Here is a 20,714-nt window from a genome sequence, read left to right as displayed (position 1 = left end):
CAGTGACGTACGCCCAGGTCAGGGTGTGCGGGCGATGAGATACCGGAACACATTCGGCATCCACACCGTGCCGTCCGACCGCCGGTACGCGTGCAGCGCCCCCGCCAGCTCCCTGTCCACCCGCTCCCGGCCGGCCGCGACGATCGCCGCGTCGAACAGCCCCGTCGACAGCAGACCCCGCATCGCGCTCTCCACGTCGGCGTATCCGAACGGGCAGGACACCCGCCCGGAACCGTCCGGCCTGAGCCCGGCCCGCTGCGCGACCTCCTCCAGATGGTCCCGCGGCGCCGGGCGCCGGACGCCCGCGCCGTGCGACGGCACCGCCGGCCTCGCCGCCACCCGGAACACGGACGACGTGGCGCAGCGCTCGGGCGGCCCCCAGCCGGCCAGCACCACGGCCGCCCCGCGCGCGGCCAGCGGCGCCGCCTCCTCGACCAGTTCCCCGAACCCCTCCGGGTCGCCCGCCGGACAGCCGATCGGCTCGAACGCCGTCACCAGCGTGTACGGCGCCGTCCGCGGGTCGGCCGCGTCCCCGGGGGTGCCGTCCACGACCCGGGGCGCGGCAGGCGCTCGCATGTCCCACGTCTCCGGGCGGAGCCGCTCCCGTGCGAGCTCGAGCCGCTCGGGGGAGGAGGAGTCCACGCCGGTGACCGCCGCGCCGCGGGCGGCCGCCATCAGGAGGGCGAGCCCGGAGCCGCAGCCGAGGCCGAGGAGCCGCGTGCCGGGGCCCACGCCGAGTCGCTCGTGGACGGCCTCGTAGAGCGGTACGAGCATCCGCTCCTGGATCTCGGACCAGTCACGCGCGCGTGCCCGCCGGTCCACGCCGGGTGTCACCCCCGCGTACCGCGGGTGCTGCCGCACGAGCGTACGTGTCATGAAAGCGCCCCAATCCGCCGAGAGTTGCCGTGTACTCCTGCTCCGGCCCCGTGCCCTGCGCGCGCGGTCCCCCGTAAGCCAGGAAACTCCGAGCTCGACGTCGCGTCCAGTGGAACGCGTCCCGGCTCGCGAATCCGCGGGCCGGGGATGGAATACCGCATTCCGGCAACCTGGGCGGTTCTGGTCAAGGCCGTCGAAGGGGGCCGGTTGGGGACGCCGGTGATGTACCGGGTAATGTCGCGGGCGTCGCGTGCGCTGTGTGAGGAAAGGCCCTCCGGCGCCAGAGCGGCTCAATCGCCTCTTGCGCATCCGCGGGGCGCAGTGGGCCCGGGACGCGGGCCCCGCCCGGACGCCGGGACGTATGGTGAACTACGTACCGTCTTGTGGTGGGCTGCGAGGCTTCTCCGCGGTTCGGCGTACCCGCCCTCCTCCCGTCGCATCAGTGGCAACTGACGGGTACGTGCAAATTATTTGGGATGCCCCGGAATAGGAACACAGCGGCACCCATGCTCGTTGTCATTACGTGAGCACGACACCACCTGTTCTCGCCGCAGAGCTGGCGCAGGCGTGGGCCGACATTCAGCGGCACCACCCCGAGCTGCCAGATCTAGCCGCGCCAGAGTCCCTGATCGGTGAGTCGTCGTCCGCATGCGGACACGAACTCTCCTTCGAGCGACTGCTTCACGAGGCAGTCCACGGCATCGCGGCCGCGCGCGGAGTGCGCGACACCTCCCGGGCCGGCCGCTACCACAACCGCAGATTCCTCTCGATCGCCGAGGAGCTGGGGCTGGACCACCCCGAGGAACCGCATCCCAGCAGCGGCTTCTCCCTGGTCTCGCTCACACCCGAGGCGAGGCGTCGTTACCGGCCGACCATCGAGCGCCTCCAGCGGGCGCTCAAGGCCCACACGGTGGCGACGGAATCCGACACCGCCCGCAGTTTCCGCGGGCCCGCCGCCCGGCACGGCTCCTCCGGTGGAGGCGTCCGTGTCAAGGCGGTGTGCGACTGCGGACGCAACGTCCGGGTCGTTCCGTCCGTCCTGGCCCAGGCCCCCATCATGTGCGGCGGCTGCGGCAAGCCGTTCCGCATCCCGGAGGTCGTGGCAGCGGTGGCAGGCTGACGAGGCGGCTGCTCGTGGCAGCCGCGCGTCGGCATGTGACGACGCCGTCGGCGCACCCGATGTCCCCTGGACGCCGGGTGCGCCGCAGCCATGCCCCCACACGGTCCGGTCAAGCGCGACGCGCGCCGTGTGGCACAATGGCCAGCTGTACTCGACAGTCGAACAGGATCCCTCTCTCCTCCGGCTGACGCGTCCATCGGGCACTCGGGTACCGCAACCCCACGCGGCCGTCTCGCCGTGCCCAATCACGTCAATTCCAGGAGAACCCACTCCCGTGGCAGTCAAGATCAAGCTGAAGCGTCTGGGCAAGATCCGTTCGCCTCACTACCGCATCGTCGTCGCCGACTCCCGTACCCGCCGTGACGGCCGGGCCATCGAGGAGATCGGCAAGTACCACCCGACGTACAACCCGTCGGTGATGGAGGTCGACAGCGACCGTGTGGCGTACTGGCTCTCCGTCGGCGCCCAGCCGACCGAGCCCGTGCTCGCCATCCTGAAGAAGACCGGCGACTGGCAGAAGTTCAAGGGCGAGCCCGCCCCGGCTCCGCTGCTGCAGCCGGCCGAGAAGCCGGCGCGCCCGTCGTTCGAGGCTCTCGGCGGTGACGACGAGGGCAAGGGTGAGGCCATCACCCAGAAGAAGAAGGCTGAGAAGAAGGACGAGGCCACCGCTGAGTCCGCGTCGACCGAGGCCTGAGCATGCTCGAGGAGGCTCTCGAGCACCTCGTGAAGGGCATCGTCGACAACCCTGACGATGTGCAGGTCGCCTCGCGCAACCTGCGCCGCGGACGTGTGCTCGAGGTCCGGGTCCACCCGGACGACCTCGGCAAGGTGATCGGCCGCAACGGCCGCACCGCACGCGCTCTGCGCACCGTCGTGGGCGCCATCGGCGGCCGCGGTGTCCGTGTCGACCTCGTCGACGTGGACCACGTCCGCTGACGCAAACGCAGCACCGGCTCGGGCCGGGGAAGGCCACAGGGCCGTCCCCGGCCCGTAGTCGTATGACAGGAGATCCAGAAAAGTGCAGCTGGTAGTCGCTCGCATCGGCCGTGCCCACGGCATCAAGGGCGAGGTCACCGTCGAGGTACGTACCGACGAACCCGAGCTCAGGCTGGGCCCGGGCGCCGTCCTGACCACCGAGCCCGCCTCGGCCGGCCCCCTGACCATCGAGACCGGCCGCGTCCACAGCGGCCGTCTCCTGCTGCGCTTCGAAGGCGTGCGCGACCGAACCGGCGCCGAGGCGCTGCGCAACACCCTCCTCATCGCCGACGTCGACCCCGAGGAACTGCCCGAGGGCGAGGACGAGTACTACGACCACCAGCTCATGGACCTCGACGTGGTGACCGTGGACGGCACCCAGGTCGGCCGTATCACCGAGATCTCCCACCTGGCCTCGCAGGACCTGTTCGTGGTCGAGCGGCCCGACGGCACCGAGGTGCTGATCCCGTTCGTCCAGGAAATCGTCACCGAGATCGACCTGGAGGAGCAGCGTGCGATCGTCGACCCGCCGCCCGGTCTGATCGACGACCGGGCCGAGATCGCCTCCTCCCGGGACGCGGCCGACGGAGACGAGGCGTAATGCGGCTCGACGTCGTCACGATCTTCCCCGAGTACCTCGAACCGCTGAACGTCTCCCTCGTCGGCAAGGCACGCGCGCGAGGACAGCTCGACGTACACGTCCACGACCTGCGCTCCTGGACCTACGACCGGCACAACACCGTCGACGACACCCCGTACGGCGGCGGCCCCGGCATGGTCATGATGACCGACCCCTGGGGAGCCGCCCTCGACTCCGTCCTCGCCGACGGCTACGAGACGGGCTCCCACCGACCCGCGCTCATCGTGCCCACGCCCAGCGGCCGGCCCTTCACCCAGGAACTCGCCGTCGAACTCTCCGACCGGCCCTGGCTGATCTTCACACCGGCCCGCTACGAGGGCATCGACCGGCGCGTCGTCGACGAGTACGCCACCCGGCTGCCGGTCTACGAGGTGTCCATCGGCGACTACGTCCTCGCCGGCGGCGAGGCGGCCGTCCTCGTCGTCACCGAGGCCGTGGCCCGGCTGCTGCCCGGCGTCCTCGGCAACGCCGAGTCCCACCGCGACGACTCCTTCGCGCCGGGCGCCATGGCGAACCTGCTGGAAGGGCCCGTCTACACCAAGCCGCCCGAGTGGCGCGGACGCGGCATCCCCGACGTCGTGCTCAGCGGTCACCACGGCAGGATCGCCCGCTGGCGCCGCGACGAGGCGCTGCGCCGCACCACCGCCCACCGGCCGGACCTCATCGAGCGGTGCGATCCCAAGGCCTTCGACAAGAAGGACCGCGAGATGCTCTCCATCCTCGGCTGGTCACCCGACCCGGACGGGGAGCCCTACGGCCGATTTTGGCGCAGGACCGACGGCGTGGAAGAATAGGCCGCTGTTGTGCGTCCGTCGGGCGTGCGCCCCTGCCACAGGGGGACACGACGCCCGCCCCGACCGCACATCGCCGAATCGACACTCTCTAGTGCCGCTGATGACCTGTGGCATCAGCGAAGAAAGCAGACGAAATGTCTCACCTGCTCGACACCGTCGACGCCGCGTCGCTGCGCAGCGACGTTCCGGCCTTCCGCCCCGGCGACACCGTCAACGTCCACGTGCGCGTCATCGAGGGCAGCCGCTCCCGTGTGCAGCAGTTCAAGGGTGTCGTGATCCGCCGCCAGGGTGCCGGCGTGCGCGAGACCTTCACGGTCCGCAAGGTCTCCTTCTCCGTCGGCGTCGAGCGCACCTTCCCGGTGCACACCCCGATCGTCGAGAGGATCGAGCTCGTCACCAGGGGCGACGTCCGCCGGGCCAAGCTGTACTACCTGCGTGAGCTGCGCGGCAAGGCGGCGAAGATCAAGGAGAAGCGCGAGCGCTGATCTCGCGCCGGAGTCCGAGCGGGGGCCGGATAGCATCTGGCCCCGATGGACACCGAAGCACAGCCGACGGAGCGCGACCGCTCCTCCCGCCCGTTCGACACCGAGGACGCCTCGGAGCCGACAGGGCCGGAGGGCCGGTCGCGTTTCGCGTTGCGGCTCGCCGAACGGCTGCCCGGCGGGCGGATCACCCTCACCCTGCTGCTCTGTCTGCTGTTCCTGCTGCTGCTCAGCACATTCGTCCTGCAGCCCTTCCAGATCCCGAGCGGGTCCATGGAACGCGGATTGAGGATCGGCGACCGCGTTCTCGTAAACAAGTTGGCGTACCGTTTCGGTGCCGCCCCGCGGCGCGGCGATGTTGTCGTGTTCGACGGCAGTGGGTATTTCGGGGACGCGGAGTACATCAAGCGCGTCGTGGGCGTGGGGGGAGACCATGTGGTCTGCTGCGACAAGGAGGGGAGGCTCCAGGTGAACGGCCGGTCGATCGACGAGTCGGCATACCTCCATCCCGGCGACAGCGCCTCCACGGTGCGCTTCGACGTCGTCGTCCCCCACGGCACCCTGTTCGTCCTCGGCGACCACCGCAGCAACTCCAGCGACTCCCGTGACCACCTCGGCTCCCCGGGCGGCGGCATGATCCCCCTCGGTGACGTCCTCGGGCGCGCCGACTGGATCCTGTGGCCCTCCGACCACGCCACCCGCCTCGTCCGCCCCGAGGTCTACGCGCGTGTCCCCGCCGGTGAGGGCGCCCATGGGTAACCGCGGCAAACCACGCCGCGCGCCCGACAGCGCCGCGGACAACCCGCTGCCCACGGGCAGCAGGCGGGCCGGCGGCCCCACGGGCGGCCGTACGCGCGCGGAGCGGCGCAAGCTCCAGCGCAAGGTCAAGCGGAGGCGCAGGCGCTCCGCCGTCAAAGAGGTCCCCCTGCTCGTCGGCATGGCCGTCCTCATAGCCCTGGTGCTCAAGACGTTCCTCGTCCAGGCATTCGTGATCCCGTCGGGCTCCATGGAGCAGACGATCCAGATCGGCGACCGGGTCCTGGTCGACAAGCTCACGCCTTGGTTCGGCTCCCGGCCCGCGCGCGGGGACGTCGTCGTGTTCCGCGACCCCGGCGGCTGGCTCCAGGACGAGACGACCACGCGGAAGAAGGCGGACCCCGTCGTCGTCAGGCAGATCAAGGAGAGCCTGACCTTCATCGGTCTGCTGCCGTCCGACAACGAGAAGGACCTCATCAAACGCGTCGTCGGCGTCGGCGGCGACCGCGTCAAGTGCTGCGACGCCAAGGGCAGGGTCACGGTCAACGGCGTCCCGCTGGAGGAGGACTACCTCTTCCCCGGCAACGCCCCCTCCACCACCCCCTTCGACATCACCGTCCCCGAGGGGCGGCTGTGGGTGATGGGCGATCACCGCTCCAACTCCGCGGACTCCCGCTACCACAGGAACACCGACTACGGCGGCACCGTCTCCGAGGACGAGGTGGTGGGCAGGGCCATGGTCATCGCCTGGCCACTGGGCCACTGGAGCACCCTCGACGAGCCGAAGACCTACGCCTCCGTGTCCGGCCCGGGTGCCGCGCCGACGACGGCTCGCGAGGCGTCGCATAGGGTTGCGCCTGACTACCCGGCAAGAAATCCGGCAAGCGAACCGGAAAGCGTGAATCAGCTCCCGACCCCTGCGGAACTCCCGCTCGTTATGGGAGTGGTGGGCCTGCGTCGCGGATGGCGCAGGCGCCGGCAAGAAGACAGGAGTAGGCGTGGGGGATGTGGCGGTAGGCGCACGGTCCGGACACGACGGCGAGGAGCACCGCGGACACCCCGTGGAATCGGCCGGCCAGGCCTCCGACGGCGCCGTGACCTCCGGCGGTGGCTCCGGAGCGGGCGAGGACGACAAGGTGACGGGCGAACAGACCAGGACGGATGACCAGGAACCGGACAGGCCGGATCCCCAGCCGAAGAAGCCCCGCTCCTTCTGGAAGGAGCTGCCCATCCTGGTCGGCATCGCGCTGGTCCTGGCGCTGCTGATCAAGACGTTCCTGGTGCAGGCGTTCTCGATCCCCTCCGACTCGATGCAGAACACCCTCCAGCAGGGTGACCGCGTCCTGGTGGACAAGCTCACCCCGTGGTTCGGCTCCGAGCCCGAGCGCGGCGAGGTCATCGTCTTCCACGATCCCGACAGCTGGCTGGCGGGCGAGCCGACGCCGGAACCGAACGCGGCCCAGAAGTTCCTCAGCTGGATCGGCCTCATGCCGTCCGCCGAGGAGAAGGACCTGATCAAGCGCGTCGTCGGCGTCAGTGGCGACACCATCGAGTGCAAGGGCACCGGCCCCCTCAAGGTCAACGGCAAGGCCCTCGACGAAGAGTCGTACGTCTACGCGGGCAACACACCGTGCAGCCTGGACGACCAGGGCGGCCAGTTCAAGGTGAAGGTACCCAAGGGCCACGTCTGGGTCATGGGCGACCACCGGCAGAACTCCCGCGACTCCCGCTACAACCGGTCGGACAAACACCACGGCATGGTCCCGGTCAAGGACGTCGTCGGGCGGGCCATCGTCGTGGCCTGGCCGGTCGACCGCTGGGCCACGCTGCCCGTGCCGGACACCTTCGACCAGGACGGCCTCAAGGCGGGGCCCGCCGCCCTGTCCGTCGCACCACAGGGCCTCGCCGTCGTCGGCGTCGTACCCTTCGCGCTGTGGCGCCGCAGGCGGACCACGGCGGTCCGCACCCGCTGACACGACCGTTCCCCGACCGGCCGGTGGCTGTGCCCCGGCCGGTCGGTCTGTGCACCGCCACCCGTCGGCGAGTGCGCCTCCGGCGGGGGAGGGGACCCGTGAAGCCCCCGTGGAACTCTGATCCCGGTCCCGGCCCAAGGGCTGACCGCGCAGGTACCGCCGGGTAGGGTGCGGATCCATGGGTGGTCAGAGCACGACACGTACGGCCCCGCGCAGCGGCGGCACGAACAGCGGCCCGGCGGGCAGCCGGACCGGACAGGTCCTGTCCGGTCTGGCCGTGGCGCTGGGCCTGGTGATGTTCCTCGGCGGGTTCGGCTGGGGAGCGGTCGTCTACCAGCCCTACACGGTGCCCACCACCTCGATGACGCCCTCGATCGACGCCGGTGACCGGGTGCTCGCGCAGCGCGTCGACGGCGCCGAGGTGCGCCGCGGAGACGTCGTCGTGTTCAAGGACGCCACCTGGGCCAACGTCCCGATGCTCAAGCGCGTCGTCGCCGTCGGCGGCGACACCGTCGCCTGCTGCAAGGACGGCAGGCTGAAGGTCAACGGCAAGGAGATCGACGAGCCGTACCTCGCCGAGGGCGAGGCGGCAGGTGTCGCGAACTTCCCCACCGTGACCGTCCCGAAGAACCGCCTCTTCCTGCTCGGCGACGAACGCGGCAACTCCGTGGACTCCACCGCCCACCTCACGGACGCCGCGAAGGGAACCGTCTCTCGCGACACCGTCGAAGGCCGCGTCGACGCCGTCGTATGGCCCATGAACGGCATGCTGGAGCGCCCCACGGGCTTCGAGGCCCTCGGCACCCTCTCCAGCCCCGGACCGCTGCGCACCGTGGGCGCGCTGATCCTCGGCGGCGCCGTGCTCGTCCTCGGCGGGGCGGCGTACGGGCCCCTCGCCAAGCGGAGCGGTGCCTCCCGCGCGCGGGCCGGGACGGAGTCGCCCGGTGCCCGCTGAGGCGCCGGACGCGGGCGACCGCGAGACCTCCGCGGACGGACCGCGGAAGGTGGCGCGGGTCGTCCTGCTCGACCCGCAGGACCGCATCCTCCTGCTGCACGGCCACGAGCCGGACGACCCGGCCGACGACTGGTGGTTCACACCCGGCGGGGGCGTGGAGGGCGACGAGACACGTGAAGAGGCCGCCCTGCGGGAACTCGCCGAGGAGACCGGCATCACCGAGGTCGAGCTCGGCCCGGTGCTCTGGCGGCGGACCTGCTCCTTCCCGTTCGCCGGCCGCCGCTGGAACCAGGACGAGTGGTACTACCTGGCCCGTACGGCCGGTACGGCGACCCAGGCTCTGGACCTGGGCCTGGGCCTGACCGAACTGGAGCGGCGCAGCGTCGCCGGAGCGCGCTGGTGGACCTGTCAGGAACTGACCCGGGCACGTGAGACGGTGTATCCGACGAAACTCGCGGGGCTGCTGCGCACTCTGCTCGACGAAGGTCCTCCGGCCGGGCCCGTGACTCTGGACACCGAAATCGTCTGAGGGCCCGCGGGACTGGCGCACAATGGTGGGACCGCACGGCTGAAGGGGAACATGCCATGAGCGCCGAGGACCTCGAGAAGTACGAGACCGAGATGGAGCTGAAGCTCTACCGGGAGTACCGCGACGTCGTCGGACTGTTCAAATACGTGATCGAGACCGAGCGGCGTTTCTACCTGACCAACGACTACGAGATGCAGGTGCACTCGGTCCAGGGCGAGGTGTTCTTCGAGGTGTCCATGGCGGACGCCTGGGTGTGGGACATGTACCGGCCGGCGCGATTCGTGAAACAGGTCCGAGTCCTCACGTTCAAAGACGTGAACATCGAGGAGCTCAACAAGAGCGATCTCGAACTGCCGGGTAGCTGAACGCCTCCGGGTCCCACCGGGGACGCACCTGACTGAACGTTTTTCCCGGCCGCCGTTTCCCGCCGCTGCGGGCTGTTACCGCCGCGGGCCCTCGTCACCGTGCGATGCCGCCACTGCCGGCCGCCGCCCCCGTGTCTGCTCCCCGTGCCTGTCGTCCCCCAGAGGAGTGACGGAGTTATCCACAACCACTGATCTGTCCACCAAGATCACACAGCTCGCCGAGCTGCCCCCAATGTTGGCGCCGGAGGTGGTGCCTACATGAACGCACGAGGTGCGATGGGCAAGTACGGCGAAAGCCTGGCCGCACGGCGGCTGACCGAGGCCGGCCTGACGGTGCTGGAGCGCAACTGGCGCTGCGGCAGGACCGGCGAGATCGACATCGTGGCCCGGGACGGGGACGTCCTCGTGGTGTGCGAGGTGAAGACCCGCAGGGCGAATGCCTTCGAGCACCCCATGGCCGCGGTGACCCCCGAAAAGGCGGCCCGGCTGCGGCAGCTCGCCGAAAACTGGATCCACAGCCACGGCGGAGCACCCCCGGGAGGCGTCCGCATCGACCTGGTCGGCGTACTGCTCCCGCACCGCGGCGCGGCCGTCGTCGAGCACGCACAGGGGGTGGCGTGATGGGTTTCGCCCGCACCTGCTCGGTGGCACTCGTCGGCGTCGAGGGCGTCGTCGTGGAAGTGCAGGCCGACCTCGAACCCGGCGTGGCGGCATTCACCCTGGTCGGGCTGCCCGACAAAAGCCTCACGGAGAGCCGCGACCGGGTACGGGCGGCGGTGGTGAACTCGGGGGCATCCTGGCCCCAGAAGAAACTCACCGTCGGCCTCAGCCCGGCCTCCGTCCCCAAGAGCGGCAGCGGCTTCGACCTCGCCGTCGCCGCGGCCGTCCTCGGCGCGGCCGAACGCATCGACCCGCGGGTCCTCGCCGACATCGTGATGATCGGGGAACTCGGGCTGGACGGCCGGGTCCGGCCCGTGCGGGGCACACTCCCCGCCGTTCTGGCCGCGGCGAACGCCGGATACGAACAGGTCGTCGTGCCGGAATGCGCCGCCGCGGAAGCGTCACTGGTACCGGGAGTGTCCGTGCTGGGGGTCCGCAGCCTGCGGCAGCTGATCGCCGTCCTCGCCGACGAACCCGTACCCGACGAAGAACCCGTCGAACCGGGCCGTCCCGACCCGCTCCTCGCCGGCCTGCGCGTGCCCGGCACCGCCGCCGCCACGGGCATCCACCACATGGGCACGGCCCAGCACGACCAGGACCACGACCTCGCCGACGTCGTCGGCCAGACCTCGGCGCGCACCGCGGTGGAAGTGGCCGCGGCCGGCGGGCACCACCTCCTCCTCGAAGGCCCACCGGGCGCCGGGAAGACGATGCTCGTCGAGCGACTGCCCGCGGTCCTGCCGCCGCTCGGCAGCCGGGAAGCCCTCGAAGTGACGGCCGTCCACTCGGTGGCAGGTCTGCTGCCGCCGGGCAAACCCATGATCGACACGGCGCCCTACTGCGCCCCGCACCACTCGGCCACGATGCAGGCCCTGGTCGGAGGCGGCCCCGGCATGGCACGCCCAGGAGCGGTCTCCCTCTCCCACAGAGGCGTGCTCTTCCTGGACGAAGCGCCCGAATTCAGCAGCCACGCACTCGACGCCCTCCGCCAGCCCCTGGAATCGGGGCACGTCGTCATCGCACGCAGCGCCGGAGTCGTGCGCTTCCCGGCGAAATTCCTGATGGTGCTCGCGGCCAACCCCTGCCCGTGCGGCCGGTTCTCCCAGCGGGACGACTTCTGCGAGTGCTCGCCCTCCGCCGTCCGCCGCTACCAGGCCAGGCTGTCCGGCCCGCTGCTCGACCGCGTCGACCTCCGCGTCCAGGTGGACCGCGTCACCCGCACCGAGCTGACCCGGTCCGGCGCCGGCGGTGAATCCACCGCCGCCGTGGCCCAACGGGTCCGGGCAGCGCGGGAGCGGACGGCGGCCCGGCTGGCCGGCACCCCGTGGCACACCAACAGCGAAGTTCCCGGCCGCGAGCTGCGCAGTCGCTGGTCGGCCGTGCCCGGTGCCATGGACGATGCCGAGCGGAGCCTGGAGCGCGGCGCGCTCACCGCACGGGGAATCGACCGCGTCCTGCGCGTCGCCTGGACGGTCGCGGACCTCGTCGGCCACGACCGGCCGGACGCCACGGACGTCGCCCTCGCGCTCCAACTGCGCACCGGCGTGCCCCGCGGGGTGCCCATGGCCATCGGCGCGCTGACGTGAGCGAGGTACACGACCCGGCCGGTGACCTGCTCGACCGCGTCTTCCTGACCCGGATCATCGAGCCCGGTGACGAGGTCGGCGGGCGGTGGGTGCGCGAGTACGGCGCGCCGGAAGTGGCGCGGCGGCTCCGAGAAGGAGCGCCGCCGCTGCCCAGGGTGAGCGGGAAGCGGTGGGCGGGGCTGCTCGCACGGGCCGGGCAGGCCGACCCGCGGCGGGACCTCGCCGTGGCGGAGCAGGCCGGAATGCGGTTCGTGCGGCCCGGCGCGACCGAGTGGCCCGGCCAGCTCGACGACCTCGGCGACGCCCGCCCCCTCGGGCTCTGGGTGCGGGGCAGGCCCAGCCTGCGGATGTGGGCGCTGAAGTCGGTCGCCGTCGTCGGCGCCCGCGCCTGCACCGAATACGGCGCGCACATGGCCGCCACCCTGGCCGCGGATCTGGCCGGACGCGGCTGGGTCGTCGTCTCCGGCGGGGCCTACGGCGTCGACGGCGCCGCCCACCGGGGTGCCCTCGGCGCCGACGGAGCCACCGTCGCCGTCCTGGCCTGCGGCGTCGACCGCCCCTATCCACGCGGCCACACCGAGCTGATCAGCAGAATCGCCGAACAAGGACTGGTCGTCGGGGAATTGGCACCGGGGGAACATCCGACACCGAGCCGGTTCATCCTGCGGAACCGGGTGATCGCCGCACTCACCCGTGGCACCGTCGTGGTCGAGGCCGCCCACCGCAGCGGCTCACTCGTCACCGCGCGCGCCGCCCAGCGGCTCGGGCGTCACACGATAGGGGTGCCGGGGCCGGCCACCAGCAGCCGCTCCGCAGGGGTGCACGGACTCCTGCGAGCCGGTGCCGTACTCGTCACCGACGCCGACGACGTCATCGAGATGGTCGGCGACATCGGCGACCTGGCCCCCGACCGGCGTGGCCCCGTCCTGCCCCGTGACCTGCTGGAACCCCACGCCCGGCAGGTCCTCGCCGCCCTGCCCGCCCAGCGGGCGGCGACGGCCGCGGAGATCGCGCGAGGCGCCCAGACAACCCAGGACGACGCGATCGCGAGGCTGTACGAACTGAAAGCACTCGGATACGTCGAACGACATGACGACGGCTGGAAGTTGACACGCCAGGCCACGACCCCGGTCCGGGACGGCCGGCACGGCTCCTGACGGAGGATGCCCGCCCGTCCGGCGGATGCCGGACCCCCTTGGGGGGTACGGCAGTTGGCCCATCGCGGGCATCTCACACCGCGATCCTCGCCGGCCCGCACGTCGCCCCGCGGAACGAATCCCCACCCCCCGGCCCTGCCGTCTTCGCACACCGCGACGCTTCAGTCACGCTACGCTCACGAAAGATTGCGACGCACTAGGCAACTCGACATCAGACCGACAGCTCACCCAGGTACCACCACTCCACAGCAGAACGGCACAAGGCGACGAATGCCCCAGCACACCTCCGGGTCCGACCGGGCGGCGATCCCCCCAGCCGCCCGCGACGGTGGCAGCGTGCGGCCGCCCGCTCCCTCGACGCTCGACGAACTGTGGCGGTCGTACAAGGCGACGGGGGACGAACGGCTGCGGGAGCAGCTGATCCTCCACTACTCGCCGCTCGTGAAGTACGTCGCGGGACGCGTCAGCGTCGGCCTGCCGTCCAATGTGGAACAGGCCGACTTCGTCTCGTCCGGCGTGTTCGGGCTGATCGACGCCATCGAGAAGTTCGACATCGGCCGGGAGATCAAGTTCGAGACGTACGCGATCACCCGGATCCGCGGCGCCATGATCGACGAACTGCGGGCCCTCGACTGGATCCCCCGCTCGGTCCGGCAGAAAGCACGCAACTTCGAACGCGCCCACGCGGCCCTGGAAGCCAAGCTGCGGCGGACCCCCTCGGAAGCCGAAGTCGCCGCCGAAATGGGCATCCCGGTGGACGAACTCCACGCCGTCTTCAGCCAGTTGTCGCTGGCCAACGTGGTCGCCCTGGAAGACCTGCTGCACGTCGGGGGCGAGGGCGGTGACCGACTCAGCCTCATCGACACGCTCGAGGACACCGCCGCCGACAACCCCGTCGAGGTGGCCGAGGACCGGGAACTGCGACGCTTCCTCGCGCGGGCGATCAACACCCTGCCCGACCGGGAGAAGACCGTCGTCACGCTGTACTACTACGAGGGCCTCACCCTCGCCGAGATCGGCAACGTGCTCGGCGTGACCGAGAGCCGCGTCAGCCAGATCCACACCAAATCGGTCCTCCAGCTACGGGCGAAACTCGCGGGCTTCGGCCGCTGACCGGCCGGATGAGGACAGCCCCGCCAGGGCGTCTCCCGCCGGCAGCGGTCCCTCCGTAAGCTGGACGGCGTGCCAAGGATTCGAGCGGCCTCCGTGGCCGAGCACCGGTCGATGCAGCGAGCCGCCCTGCTGGACGCGGCACGCTCCCTGCTGTCCGAAGGCGGGACGGAAGCACTGACCTTCCCGGCCCTCGCCGAGCGCACAGGGCTCGCGCGCTCCTCCGTGTACGAGTACTTCCGCTCGCGGGCGGCCGTCGTCGAGGAACTGTGCGAGGCCGACTTCCCCGTCTGGGCGGCCGAGGTCGAAGCGGCCATGGGCCGGGCCGACGGCGCCGAGGCGAAGATCGAGGCGTACGTCCGCAAACAACTCGAACTCGTCGCGGGCCGGCGCCACCGCGCCGTCGTGGCGATCTCCGCGAGCGAGCTCGACGCCGGTGCACGGGAGAAGATCCGGGCGGCGCACGGCGGACTGATCGCGATGATCGTCGACGCACTCGGCGAAACGGGCCACACCGAGCCCAGGCTCGCGGCGATGCTCATCCAGGGAGTCGTCGACGCGGCCGTACGGCGCATCGAGCTGGGCGCGGCCGAGGAGCCGCACGTCGTGACGGAAGCGGCGGTGTCGATGGTGCTGCGGGGGGTGCACGGCTAAACACGCTGTGCCGGGCCCTCCTCCCCCTCCCCCTCCCCCCCACCCCTCCGCCTCCCCCGCCCTCAGCGCCCACCCCCGCCCCTCCCTCCCTCTCGCCCGCCCCTCCGTGTCTCCCCGTCCGGCGTCACTCCGGCAGCGGTACTCCCAGCACCGGCAGGAGCCTCGGTGGGGCGTTGTCCGTCAGCCATGGCGGGAGGAGGCTGAGCGGGTTCAGGTAGGCCGCGCCTCTTCGGAGGCCCCAGTGCAGGCAGGTGTGGCCGCCGCAGTGGGAGGGCGTGTCCAGGGTCCCCAGGATGTCGCCGGCCGCCACTTCGGTGCCCTTTTCGACCGACGGCCGCACTGGTTCGTAGGTCGTGCGCAGCGGGGGTGTGCCTGTGCCCGTCAGTTCCACGGTCACCACGCCCCGTCCCGCCACCCGGCCCGCGAAGGACACTCGGCCCGGGGCCACCGCTCGCACGGGTGTGCCGGGTGGGGACGCCAGGTCTACGCCCCGGTGGCCCGGGCCGTACGGCGTGGCGGGTGGGTTCCAGCCGCGCAGGATCGCGGGGCGTTCGCCGACGGGCCAGGTCCGGGCCACCGCCGGCACCTCGGGGCCCGCCGGGGCCGGCTCGGGTGCTTTCGGGTCCGCCGGATCCGGGGCGGGGGCCGTCCCGGTTGTCCGGGTGGTGGTGGGCGGCGGCGCCGGCCGCACCGGGGAGTTCGCGCCTGCCGCATCGGCCGGCAGTAACCCGGTCAGCGCGTACAGCACGCCGGCGGTCAGCCACGCGTATCGCCTCTTTCGCATGTCGGGAAGCGTGGCGCATCGGCGGGGGTGGCGCGCGGGCCTGTGGACTACCGGGAGGTTGTGGGTATCGGCGTCACCCGGTGCCTTCCGGGTCCCGTACACTTCAGGTGGCGATCCGGGTCACCGGGTCGACTTCGCACGCCCCGACACCGGGGCCCGGCGTGAGCCGGTGTTCTGGTGTCAGCGCCTCTCGGTCCTTCGTGGCACGGCGCAGCGCGGGCGTCAGGCGCGGGAGCCGTCCGGTTTCCGCGGCACAACCGAGAAACATGAGGAGAGCGGCCATGGCCGTCGTCACGATGCGGGAGCTGCTGGAGAGCGGCGTCCACTTCGGTCACCAGACCCGTCGTTGGAACCCGAAGATGAAGCGCTTCATCTTCACGGAGCGCAACGGCATCTACATCATCGACCTGCTCCAGTCGCTGTCGTACATCGACCGCGCCTACGAGTTCGTCAAGGAGACCGTCGCCCACGGCGGCACGGTCATGTTCGTCGGTACGAAGAAGCAGGCGCAGGAGGCCATCGCCGAGCAGGCGACCCGCGTCGGCATGCCGTACGTGAACCAGCGCTGGCTGGGCGGCATGCTCACCAACTTCTCGACCGTCTACAAGCGTCTGCAGCGCCTCAAGGAGCTCGAGCAGATCGACTTCGAGGACGTGGCCGCCTCCGGCCTCACCAAGAAGGAACTGCTCGTCCTCTCCCGCGAGAAGGCCAAGCTGGAGAAGACCCTCGGCGGTATCCGCGAGATGCAGAAGGTGCCCAGCGCCGTCTGGATCGTGGACACCAAGAAGGAGCACATCGCGGTCGGCGAGGCCCGGAAGCTCAACATCCCGGTCGTCGCCATCCTCGACACGAACTGCGACCCCGACGAGGTCGACTACAAGATCCCGGGCAACGACGACGCGATCCGCTCCGTCACCCTGCTCACCCGTGTCATCGCGGACGCGGTCGCCGAGGGCCTCATCTCCCGTTCCGGTGTCGCCACCGAGGGCAAGGGCGACAAGGCCGCGGGCGAGCCGCTGGCCGCGTGGGAGCGCGACCTGCTCGAGGGCGAGAAGAAGGCCGAGGAGGCTCCGGCCGCCGAGGCTGCCGCCCCCGCCGCCGAGGCCGAGGCTGAGAAGCCTGCCGAGACGGAGCAGCCCGCCGAGGCCCCGGCCGCCGAGGCTCCTGCAAGCGAGGCTCCGGCCGCCGAGGCCGAGCAGGCCTGACCCGTCAGCGTCGGTGTTGACGGCGGGAGCAGAGGTATGAAGTCTGCTCCCGCCGTTCACCCGTAGGTCGGCACCGAGTCGCCGATCCGCATCTCTGCGGATCGCGGACGTGCGGATCTTCGATCTTCCAGACTTCGAGAAAGACTCACAGACTCATGGCGAACTACACCGCCGCCGACGTCAAGAAGCTCCGCGAGCTCACGGGCGCCGGCATGATGGACTGCAAGAAGGCGCTGGACGAGGCCGAGGGCAACGTCGAGAAGGCCGTCGAGGCGCTCCGTATCAAGGGCCAGAAGGGCGTCGCCAAGCGCGAGGGCCGTTCCGCCGAGAACGGCGCGGTCGTCTCGATCATCGCCGACGACAACTCCTCCGGCGTTCTGGTCGAGCTGAAGTGCGAGACGGACTTCGTCGCCAAGGGTGACAAGTTCCAGGCCGCGGCCAAGGCCATCGCCGAGCACGTCACGAAGGCCGCTTACGCCGACATCGAGGCCCTGCTCGCCTCCGAGATCGAGCCCGGCAAGACCGTGCAGGCGTTCGTGGACGAGGCCAACGCCAACCTCGGCGAGAAGATCGTCCTGGACCGCTTCGCGCAGTTCTCCGACGGCTTCGTGTCGGCGTACATGCACCGCACGATGCCCGACCTGCCGCCGCAGATCGGTGTCCTCGTCGAGCTCGACAAGCCGAACGCCGAGATCGCCAAGGGCGTCGCCCAGCACATCGCCGCGTTCGCGCCGAAGTACCTCTCCAAGGAGGACGTGCCGGCCGAGGTCGTGGAGTCCGAGCGTCGCGTCGCCGAGGAGACCACCCGCGCCGAGGGCAAGCCCGAGGCCGCCCTGCCGAAGATCGTCGAGGGTCGCCTCAACGGCTTCTTCAAGGACGCCACGCTGCTCGGCCAGCCGTACGCGCTCGACAACAAGAAGTCCGTCCAGAAGATCCTGGACGAGGCCGGTGTCACCCTGAAGCGCTTCACGCGCATCAAGGTCGGCATCTGAGTCCTACCGCGACCGGCGCCCGGCCCCCTATAGGGTCGAGCGCAGTCGGTCATGTCGTGCGGAGGTGTCATTCCGCACGCACGTGGCGCGGGCGACAGCAGATCTGACGAGGAGGCCATTGCCGAGCATGGGATGCGAACCACGCCCCACCGGCAATGGCCTTCTTCGTATGTGCGACACGTAAAGAGGCGAAATCCCATGAGTACCAAGGCCCAGAAGAGCGACGACGGCAAAGTACCCGGCCGGTTTCTGCTGAAGCTGTCCGGTGAGGCCTTCTCCGGCGGCGGGGGCCTGGGGGTCGATCCCGACGTGGTGCACGCCATCGCCCGTGAGATCGCGGCGGTCGTCCGCGACGGGGCACAGATCGCGGCCGTCATCGGCGGCGGCAACTTCTTCCGCGGCGCCGAGCTCCAGCAGCGAGGCATGGACCGGGCCCGCTCCGACTACATGGGCATGCTCGGCACCGTCATGAACTGCCTCGCTCTCCAGGACTTCCTGGAGAAGGAGGGCGTGGACTGCCGTGTGCAGACCGCCATCACCATGGGACAGGTCGCCGAGCCGTACATCCCGCTGCGCGCCGTGCGCCACCTGGAGAAGGGCCGTGTGGTCATCTTCGGCGCCGGTATGGGGATGCCGTACTTCTCCACCGACACCACCGCCGCGCAGCGTGCCCTGGAGATCGACGCCGAGGCGCTGCTCATGGGCAAGAACGGTGTCGACGGTGTCTACGACTCCGACCCGAAGAAGAACCCCGACGCGGTGAAGTTCGACCACCTCGGCTACGGCGAGGTCATCACCCGCGACCTGAAGGTCGCCGACGCCACCGCCGTCACTCTGTGCCGCGACAACAAGCTGCCGATCGTCGTGTTCGAGCTTCTGTCGGAGGGCAATATCGCGCGCGCGGTCAAGGGTGAGAAGATCGGCACGCTGGTGGGTGACCAAGGAAGCCGGGACTGACCGGCCGAGGGATGGACAATGTCCTGCCGGTCGGGAACCGTGCAGGAGACAGACGCGACGCAGCCGGCCGCCGCCCCGACAGGGAACCGCAGCCGGGCCTACTCAAGACACGCAGGAGCAAGTGGTGATCGAAGAGACCCTCCTCGAGGCCGAGGAGAAGATGGAGAAGGCCGTCGTGGTCGCCAAGGAGGACTTCGCCGCGATCCGCACCGGCCGTGCGCACCCGGCGATGTTCAACAAGATCGTGGCCGACTACTACGGCGCGCCGACGCCGATCAACCAGCTGGCCTCGTTCTCCGTGCCCGAGCCGCGCATGGCCGTGGTGACGCCGTTCGACAAGAGCGCGCTGCGCAACATCGAGCAGGCCATCCGCGACTCCGACCTGGGCGTCAATCCGAGCAACGACGGCAACATCATCCGGGTGGTGTTCCCCGAGCTGACCGAGGAGCGCCGCCGCGAGTACATCAAGGTCGCCAAGGGCAAGGGCGAGGACGCCAAGGTCTCCATCCGCTCCGTGCGCCGCAAGGCCAAGGACGCCATCGACAAGCTGATCAAGGACGGCGAGGTCGGCGAGGACGAGGGCCGCCGTGCGGAGAAGGAACTCGACGACACCACCGCGAAGTACGTCGCGCAGGTGGACGAGCTCCTCAAGCACAAGGAAGCGGAGCTGCTCGAGGTCTGATGAACGACTCTTCCTGGGGCGCGCCGCCACAAGCCGGGTACTGGGGGTCCACCGACCGGGTCCCCGCCCAACAGGGACACGCCTACGGGCATGTCCAGGGGACCGCCACGGCGGGTCCCTCGTACGATGCGCACGACGCGCAGCAGACTCGTCCCATGCCCATCGTGCCCGACGTACCCGATCACGGCGGAGACCAGGATGACGACCGGGGGGCCGCTCGGCTGAGCGGCCCCTTGTTCCGCGACGAGACGCCGCAGGCACACCCGTACGGGGAGGTGCCGCAGAATCCGGAGCCCATGCCCGACGCCCCGCAGCCGGCGCCTGAGCCGCGGAAGAAGAGCGCGGGACGGGACCTGGGCGCGGCGATAGGGGTCGGTGTCGGGCTCGGCGCGGTGATCGTCGCGTCGCTGTTCGTCGTCAAGGCCGTGTTCGTCGGCGTCGTCGCCGTCGCCGTCGTCGTCGGCCTGTGGGAGCTGACGAAGCGTCTCGACGAGCGCAAGGACATCAAGGCCCCCCTCGTGCCGCTGGCGATCGGCGGCGCGGCGATGGTGGTCGCCGGGTATGTGCGCGGCGCCGAGGGCGCCTGGATCACGATGGCGCTGACGGCGCTCGCGGTGCTGGTCTGGCGCATGACGGAACCGCCCGAGGGCTACCTGAAGGACGTCACCGCCGGCGTCTTCTCGGCCTTCTACGTGCCGTTCCTGGCCACGTTCGTCACGATGATGCTGATGGCCGACGACGGGCCGTGGCGGGTGCTGACGTTCCTGCTGCTCACCGTGGTCAGCGACACCGGCGCGTACGCCGTGGGCTGGCGCTTCGGGCGGCACAAGCTGGCGCCACGCATCAGCCCCGGAAAGACCCGCGAGGGTTTGTTCGGCGCGGTGGCGTTCGCGATGGCGGCGGGCGCGCTGTGCCTGCACTTCCTCATCGACGACGGCCGCTGGTGGCAGGGGCTGCTGCTGGGGCTCGCGGTCTCGGCCACCGCCACGCTCGGTGACCTCGGTGAGTCGATGATAAAGCGGGACCTGGGCATCAAGGACATGGGCACGCTGCTGCCCGGCCACGGCGGCATCATGGACCGTCTGGACTCCCTCCTGCCGACGGCACCCGTGGTGTGGCTGCTGCTGGTGCTGTTCGTGGGCTCCGGCTGACGCGTCCGGTACGCAACCGCAGGCGAAGGCTCGCCGTCCGTACGGGGCGGCGAGCCTTTGTCATGCGTTCACAAGCTCATACGCGCGCACGCGAACTCGCGGGCTCACGCGCGCAGACCGCACGGACTCATGGGCTCTCGAGCGGGCGCCCTGGGGCGGGTGTGGGGTGCTCCCATCCCGTACGCCCCCGTGCGCCATCGACCCAGGCAGAGTCGAGCAGACGTGGCCCAGGGCGTCCAGGCCGTTCGCACAGCGGCGCCCTTCACCTGGACGCCATGAACCACGCCCGCTCCACGGTGTGTGGGTCGACG

Annotated in this window: 24 protein-coding genes; 22 read left to right on the top strand and 2 right to left on the bottom strand. The window is 70.6% G+C overall.

From position 1 onward, the window contains the following. Positions 1 to 18: 18 nt before the first annotated feature. Positions 19 to 876 carry an SAM-dependent methyltransferase gene (locus tag ABZ354_RS17785; protein ID WP_358657678.1) on the bottom strand — a complete coding sequence of 286 codons (858 nt, stop codon included), beginning with the start codon at positions 874 to 876 and terminating at the stop codon, positions 19 to 21. Between the two features lie 523 nt (positions 877 to 1,399). On the opposite strand from ABZ354_RS17785, the gene ABZ354_RS17780 reads away from it, so the two are divergent. The 17 genes from ABZ354_RS17780 (at position 1,400) to ABZ354_RS17700 (ending at position 14,632) form a co-directional block, all read left to right on the top strand. Further along, positions 1,400 to 1,996, top strand: coding sequence for a hypothetical protein (locus tag ABZ354_RS17780; protein WP_358657676.1), 597 nt, complete (start codon positions 1,400 to 1,402; stop codon positions 1,994 to 1,996). A gap of 274 nt (positions 1,997 to 2,270) precedes the next feature. Further along, positions 2,271 to 2,690, top strand: a complete 420-nt coding sequence (gene rpsP / locus ABZ354_RS17775) for a 30S ribosomal protein S16 (protein ID WP_358657674.1) — start codon at positions 2,271 to 2,273, stop codon at positions 2,688 to 2,690. Between the two features lie 2 nt (positions 2,691 to 2,692). After that, positions 2,693 to 2,932, top strand: coding sequence for an RNA-binding protein (locus ABZ354_RS17770; protein WP_003973401.1), 240 nt, complete (start codon positions 2,693 to 2,695; stop codon positions 2,930 to 2,932). Between the two features lie 82 nt (positions 2,933 to 3,014). Then, entirely contained in the window at positions 3,015 to 3,572 is a 558-nt protein-coding gene (rimM, locus tag ABZ354_RS17765) for a ribosome maturation factor RimM (protein ID WP_358657672.1), read from the top strand. Continuing rightward, the gene (gene trmD, locus ABZ354_RS17760; protein WP_358657670.1) at positions 3,572 to 4,405 is read left to right on the top strand and encodes a tRNA (guanosine(37)-N1)-methyltransferase TrmD; all 834 of its coding nucleotides are present in this window, start codon (positions 3,572 to 3,574) and stop codon (positions 4,403 to 4,405) included. The genes rimM and trmD overlap by 1 nt, the downstream gene beginning before the upstream one ends. Before the next feature lie 134 nt (positions 4,406 to 4,539). Further along, the gene (gene rplS / locus ABZ354_RS17755) at positions 4,540 to 4,890 is read left to right on the top strand and encodes a 50S ribosomal protein L19 (RefSeq protein WP_358657668.1); all 351 of its coding nucleotides are present in this window, start codon (positions 4,540 to 4,542) and stop codon (positions 4,888 to 4,890) included. Positions 4,891 to 4,935: 45 nt separating this feature from the next. Further along, positions 4,936 to 5,646 carry a signal peptidase I gene (gene lepB, locus ABZ354_RS17750; RefSeq protein ID WP_358657666.1) on the top strand — a complete coding sequence of 237 codons (711 nt, stop codon included), beginning with the start codon at positions 4,936 to 4,938 and terminating at the stop codon, positions 5,644 to 5,646. Next, on the top strand, positions 5,639 to 6,808 hold the full coding sequence (gene lepB / locus ABZ354_RS17745; RefSeq protein ID WP_358657664.1) for a signal peptidase I: 1,170 nt from the start codon (positions 5,639 to 5,641) through the stop codon (positions 6,806 to 6,808). The genes lepB (ABZ354_RS17750) and lepB (ABZ354_RS17745) overlap by 8 nt, the downstream gene beginning before the upstream one ends. After that, positions 6,705 to 7,616 carry a signal peptidase I gene (lepB, locus tag ABZ354_RS17740; RefSeq protein ID WP_358657662.1) on the top strand — a complete coding sequence of 304 codons (912 nt, stop codon included), beginning with the start codon at positions 6,705 to 6,707 and terminating at the stop codon, positions 7,614 to 7,616. The genes lepB (ABZ354_RS17745) and lepB (ABZ354_RS17740) overlap by 104 nt, the downstream gene beginning before the upstream one ends. 178 nt (positions 7,617 to 7,794) lie before the next feature. Next, on the top strand, positions 7,795 to 8,571 hold the full coding sequence (gene lepB / locus ABZ354_RS17735; protein ID WP_358657660.1) for a signal peptidase I: 777 nt from the start codon (positions 7,795 to 7,797) through the stop codon (positions 8,569 to 8,571). After that, complete coding sequence (locus tag ABZ354_RS17730; protein ID WP_358657658.1) at positions 8,561 to 9,100, top strand: NUDIX hydrolase; 540 nt, start codon at positions 8,561 to 8,563, stop codon at positions 9,098 to 9,100. Before lepB (ABZ354_RS17735) ends, ABZ354_RS17730 begins: the two co-directional genes overlap by 11 nt. A 56-nt stretch (positions 9,101 to 9,156) precedes the next feature. Beyond that, the gene (locus ABZ354_RS17725) at positions 9,157 to 9,465 is read left to right on the top strand and encodes a DUF2469 domain-containing protein (RefSeq protein ID WP_005311352.1); all 309 of its coding nucleotides are present in this window, start codon (positions 9,157 to 9,159) and stop codon (positions 9,463 to 9,465) included. Between the two features lie 258 nt (positions 9,466 to 9,723). Beyond that, positions 9,724 to 10,086, top strand: coding sequence for a YraN family protein (locus tag ABZ354_RS17720; RefSeq protein WP_358657653.1), 363 nt, complete (start codon positions 9,724 to 9,726; stop codon positions 10,084 to 10,086). Then, entirely contained in the window at positions 10,086 to 11,711 is a 1,626-nt protein-coding gene (locus ABZ354_RS17715) for a YifB family Mg chelatase-like AAA ATPase (protein WP_358657651.1), read from the top strand. The genes ABZ354_RS17720 and ABZ354_RS17715 overlap by 1 nt, the downstream gene beginning before the upstream one ends. After that, complete coding sequence (gene dprA / locus ABZ354_RS17710) at positions 11,708 to 12,868, top strand: DNA-processing protein DprA (protein ID WP_358657649.1); 1,161 nt, start codon at positions 11,708 to 11,710, stop codon at positions 12,866 to 12,868. The genes ABZ354_RS17715 and dprA overlap by 4 nt, the downstream gene beginning before the upstream one ends. Before the next feature lie 270 nt (positions 12,869 to 13,138). Next, positions 13,139 to 13,981, top strand: coding sequence for an RNA polymerase sigma factor WhiG (gene whiG / locus ABZ354_RS17705; protein ID WP_358657647.1), 843 nt, complete (start codon positions 13,139 to 13,141; stop codon positions 13,979 to 13,981). 93 nt (positions 13,982 to 14,074) lie between these two features. Then, entirely contained in the window at positions 14,075 to 14,632 is a 558-nt protein-coding gene (locus ABZ354_RS17700) for a helix-turn-helix domain-containing protein (protein ID WP_358657766.1), read from the top strand. Positions 14,633 to 14,756: 124 nt separating this feature from the next. On the opposite strand, the gene ABZ354_RS17695 is transcribed toward ABZ354_RS17700, so the two are convergent. Further along, positions 14,757 to 15,416, bottom strand: coding sequence for a M23 family metallopeptidase (locus tag ABZ354_RS17695; protein ID WP_358657645.1), 660 nt, complete (start codon positions 15,414 to 15,416; stop codon positions 14,757 to 14,759). Positions 15,417 to 15,697: 281 nt separating this feature from the next. Between ABZ354_RS17695 and rpsB the strand changes: the two genes are divergently transcribed. The 5 genes from rpsB (at position 15,698) to ABZ354_RS17670 (ending at position 20,403) form a co-directional block, all read left to right on the top strand. After that, entirely contained in the window at positions 15,698 to 16,621 is a 924-nt protein-coding gene (gene rpsB / locus ABZ354_RS17690) for a 30S ribosomal protein S2 (RefSeq protein ID WP_358657644.1), read from the top strand. Positions 16,622 to 16,776: 155 nt separating this feature from the next. Further along, positions 16,777 to 17,613, top strand: coding sequence for a translation elongation factor Ts (gene tsf / locus ABZ354_RS17685; RefSeq protein WP_358657642.1), 837 nt, complete (start codon positions 16,777 to 16,779; stop codon positions 17,611 to 17,613). Positions 17,614 to 17,811: 198 nt separating this feature from the next. Beyond that, the gene (pyrH, locus tag ABZ354_RS17680; protein WP_279551326.1) at positions 17,812 to 18,570 is read left to right on the top strand and encodes a UMP kinase; all 759 of its coding nucleotides are present in this window, start codon (positions 17,812 to 17,814) and stop codon (positions 18,568 to 18,570) included. A 124-nt stretch (positions 18,571 to 18,694) separates the two neighbouring features. Continuing rightward, on the top strand, positions 18,695 to 19,252 hold the full coding sequence (gene frr / locus ABZ354_RS17675; RefSeq protein ID WP_014675285.1) for a ribosome recycling factor: 558 nt from the start codon (positions 18,695 to 18,697) through the stop codon (positions 19,250 to 19,252). After that, positions 19,252 to 20,403: a phosphatidate cytidylyltransferase gene (locus tag ABZ354_RS17670; protein ID WP_358657640.1), complete on the top strand. Its 1,152-nt coding sequence runs from the start codon at positions 19,252 to 19,254 to the stop codon at positions 20,401 to 20,403. The genes frr and ABZ354_RS17670 overlap by 1 nt, the downstream gene beginning before the upstream one ends. The last annotated feature ends 311 nt before the right edge of the window (positions 20,404 to 20,714 follow it).

The sequence above is a fragment of the Streptomyces sp. NPDC005925 genome, from assembly GCF_040638805.1.
In the GTDB taxonomy this organism is placed as follows: Bacteria; Actinomycetota; Actinomycetes; order Streptomycetales; family Streptomycetaceae; genus Streptomyces.
The sequence above is the reverse complement of the archived record's forward strand: the minus strand, read 5'-3'. Positions and strand labels throughout refer to the sequence as shown.

What these genes read in the sequence shown, in the direction of transcription:
- ABZ354_RS17785 (WP_358657678.1), bottom strand. Translation starts at nt 876, where the DNA reads ATGACACGTACGCTCGTGCGGCAGCACCCGCGGTACGCGGGGGTGACA.
- ABZ354_RS17770 (WP_003973401.1), top strand. Translation starts at nt 2,693, where the DNA reads ATGCTCGAGGAGGCTCTCGAGCACCTCGTGAAGGGCATCGTCGACAAC.
- trmD (WP_358657670.1), top strand. Translation starts at nt 3,572, where the DNA reads ATGCGGCTCGACGTCGTCACGATCTTCCCCGAGTACCTCGAACCGCTG.
- rplS (WP_358657668.1), top strand. Translation starts at nt 4,540, where the DNA reads ATGTCTCACCTGCTCGACACCGTCGACGCCGCGTCGCTGCGCAGCGAC.
- lepB (WP_358657666.1), top strand. Translation starts at nt 4,936, where the DNA reads ATGGACACCGAAGCACAGCCGACGGAGCGCGACCGCTCCTCCCGCCCG.
- lepB (WP_358657664.1), top strand. Translation starts at nt 5,639, where the DNA reads ATGGGTAACCGCGGCAAACCACGCCGCGCGCCCGACAGCGCCGCGGAC.
- lepB (WP_358657660.1), top strand. Translation starts at nt 7,795, where the DNA reads ATGGGTGGTCAGAGCACGACACGTACGGCCCCGCGCAGCGGCGGCACG.
- ABZ354_RS17725 (WP_005311352.1), top strand. Translation starts at nt 9,157, where the DNA reads ATGAGCGCCGAGGACCTCGAGAAGTACGAGACCGAGATGGAGCTGAAG.
- ABZ354_RS17720 (WP_358657653.1), top strand. Translation starts at nt 9,724, where the DNA reads ATGAACGCACGAGGTGCGATGGGCAAGTACGGCGAAAGCCTGGCCGCA.
- ABZ354_RS17715 (WP_358657651.1), top strand. Translation starts at nt 10,086, where the DNA reads ATGGGTTTCGCCCGCACCTGCTCGGTGGCACTCGTCGGCGTCGAGGGC.
- whiG (WP_358657647.1), top strand. Translation starts at nt 13,139, where the DNA reads ATGCCCCAGCACACCTCCGGGTCCGACCGGGCGGCGATCCCCCCAGCC.
- ABZ354_RS17695 (WP_358657645.1), bottom strand. Translation starts at nt 15,416, where the DNA reads ATGCGAAAGAGGCGATACGCGTGGCTGACCGCCGGCGTGCTGTACGCG.
- rpsB (WP_358657644.1), top strand. Translation starts at nt 15,698, where the DNA reads ATGGCCGTCGTCACGATGCGGGAGCTGCTGGAGAGCGGCGTCCACTTC.
- tsf (WP_358657642.1), top strand. Translation starts at nt 16,777, where the DNA reads ATGGCGAACTACACCGCCGCCGACGTCAAGAAGCTCCGCGAGCTCACG.
- pyrH (WP_279551326.1), top strand. Translation starts at nt 17,812, where the DNA reads ATGAGTACCAAGGCCCAGAAGAGCGACGACGGCAAAGTACCCGGCCGG.
- ABZ354_RS17670 (WP_358657640.1), top strand. Translation starts at nt 19,252, where the DNA reads ATGAACGACTCTTCCTGGGGCGCGCCGCCACAAGCCGGGTACTGGGGG.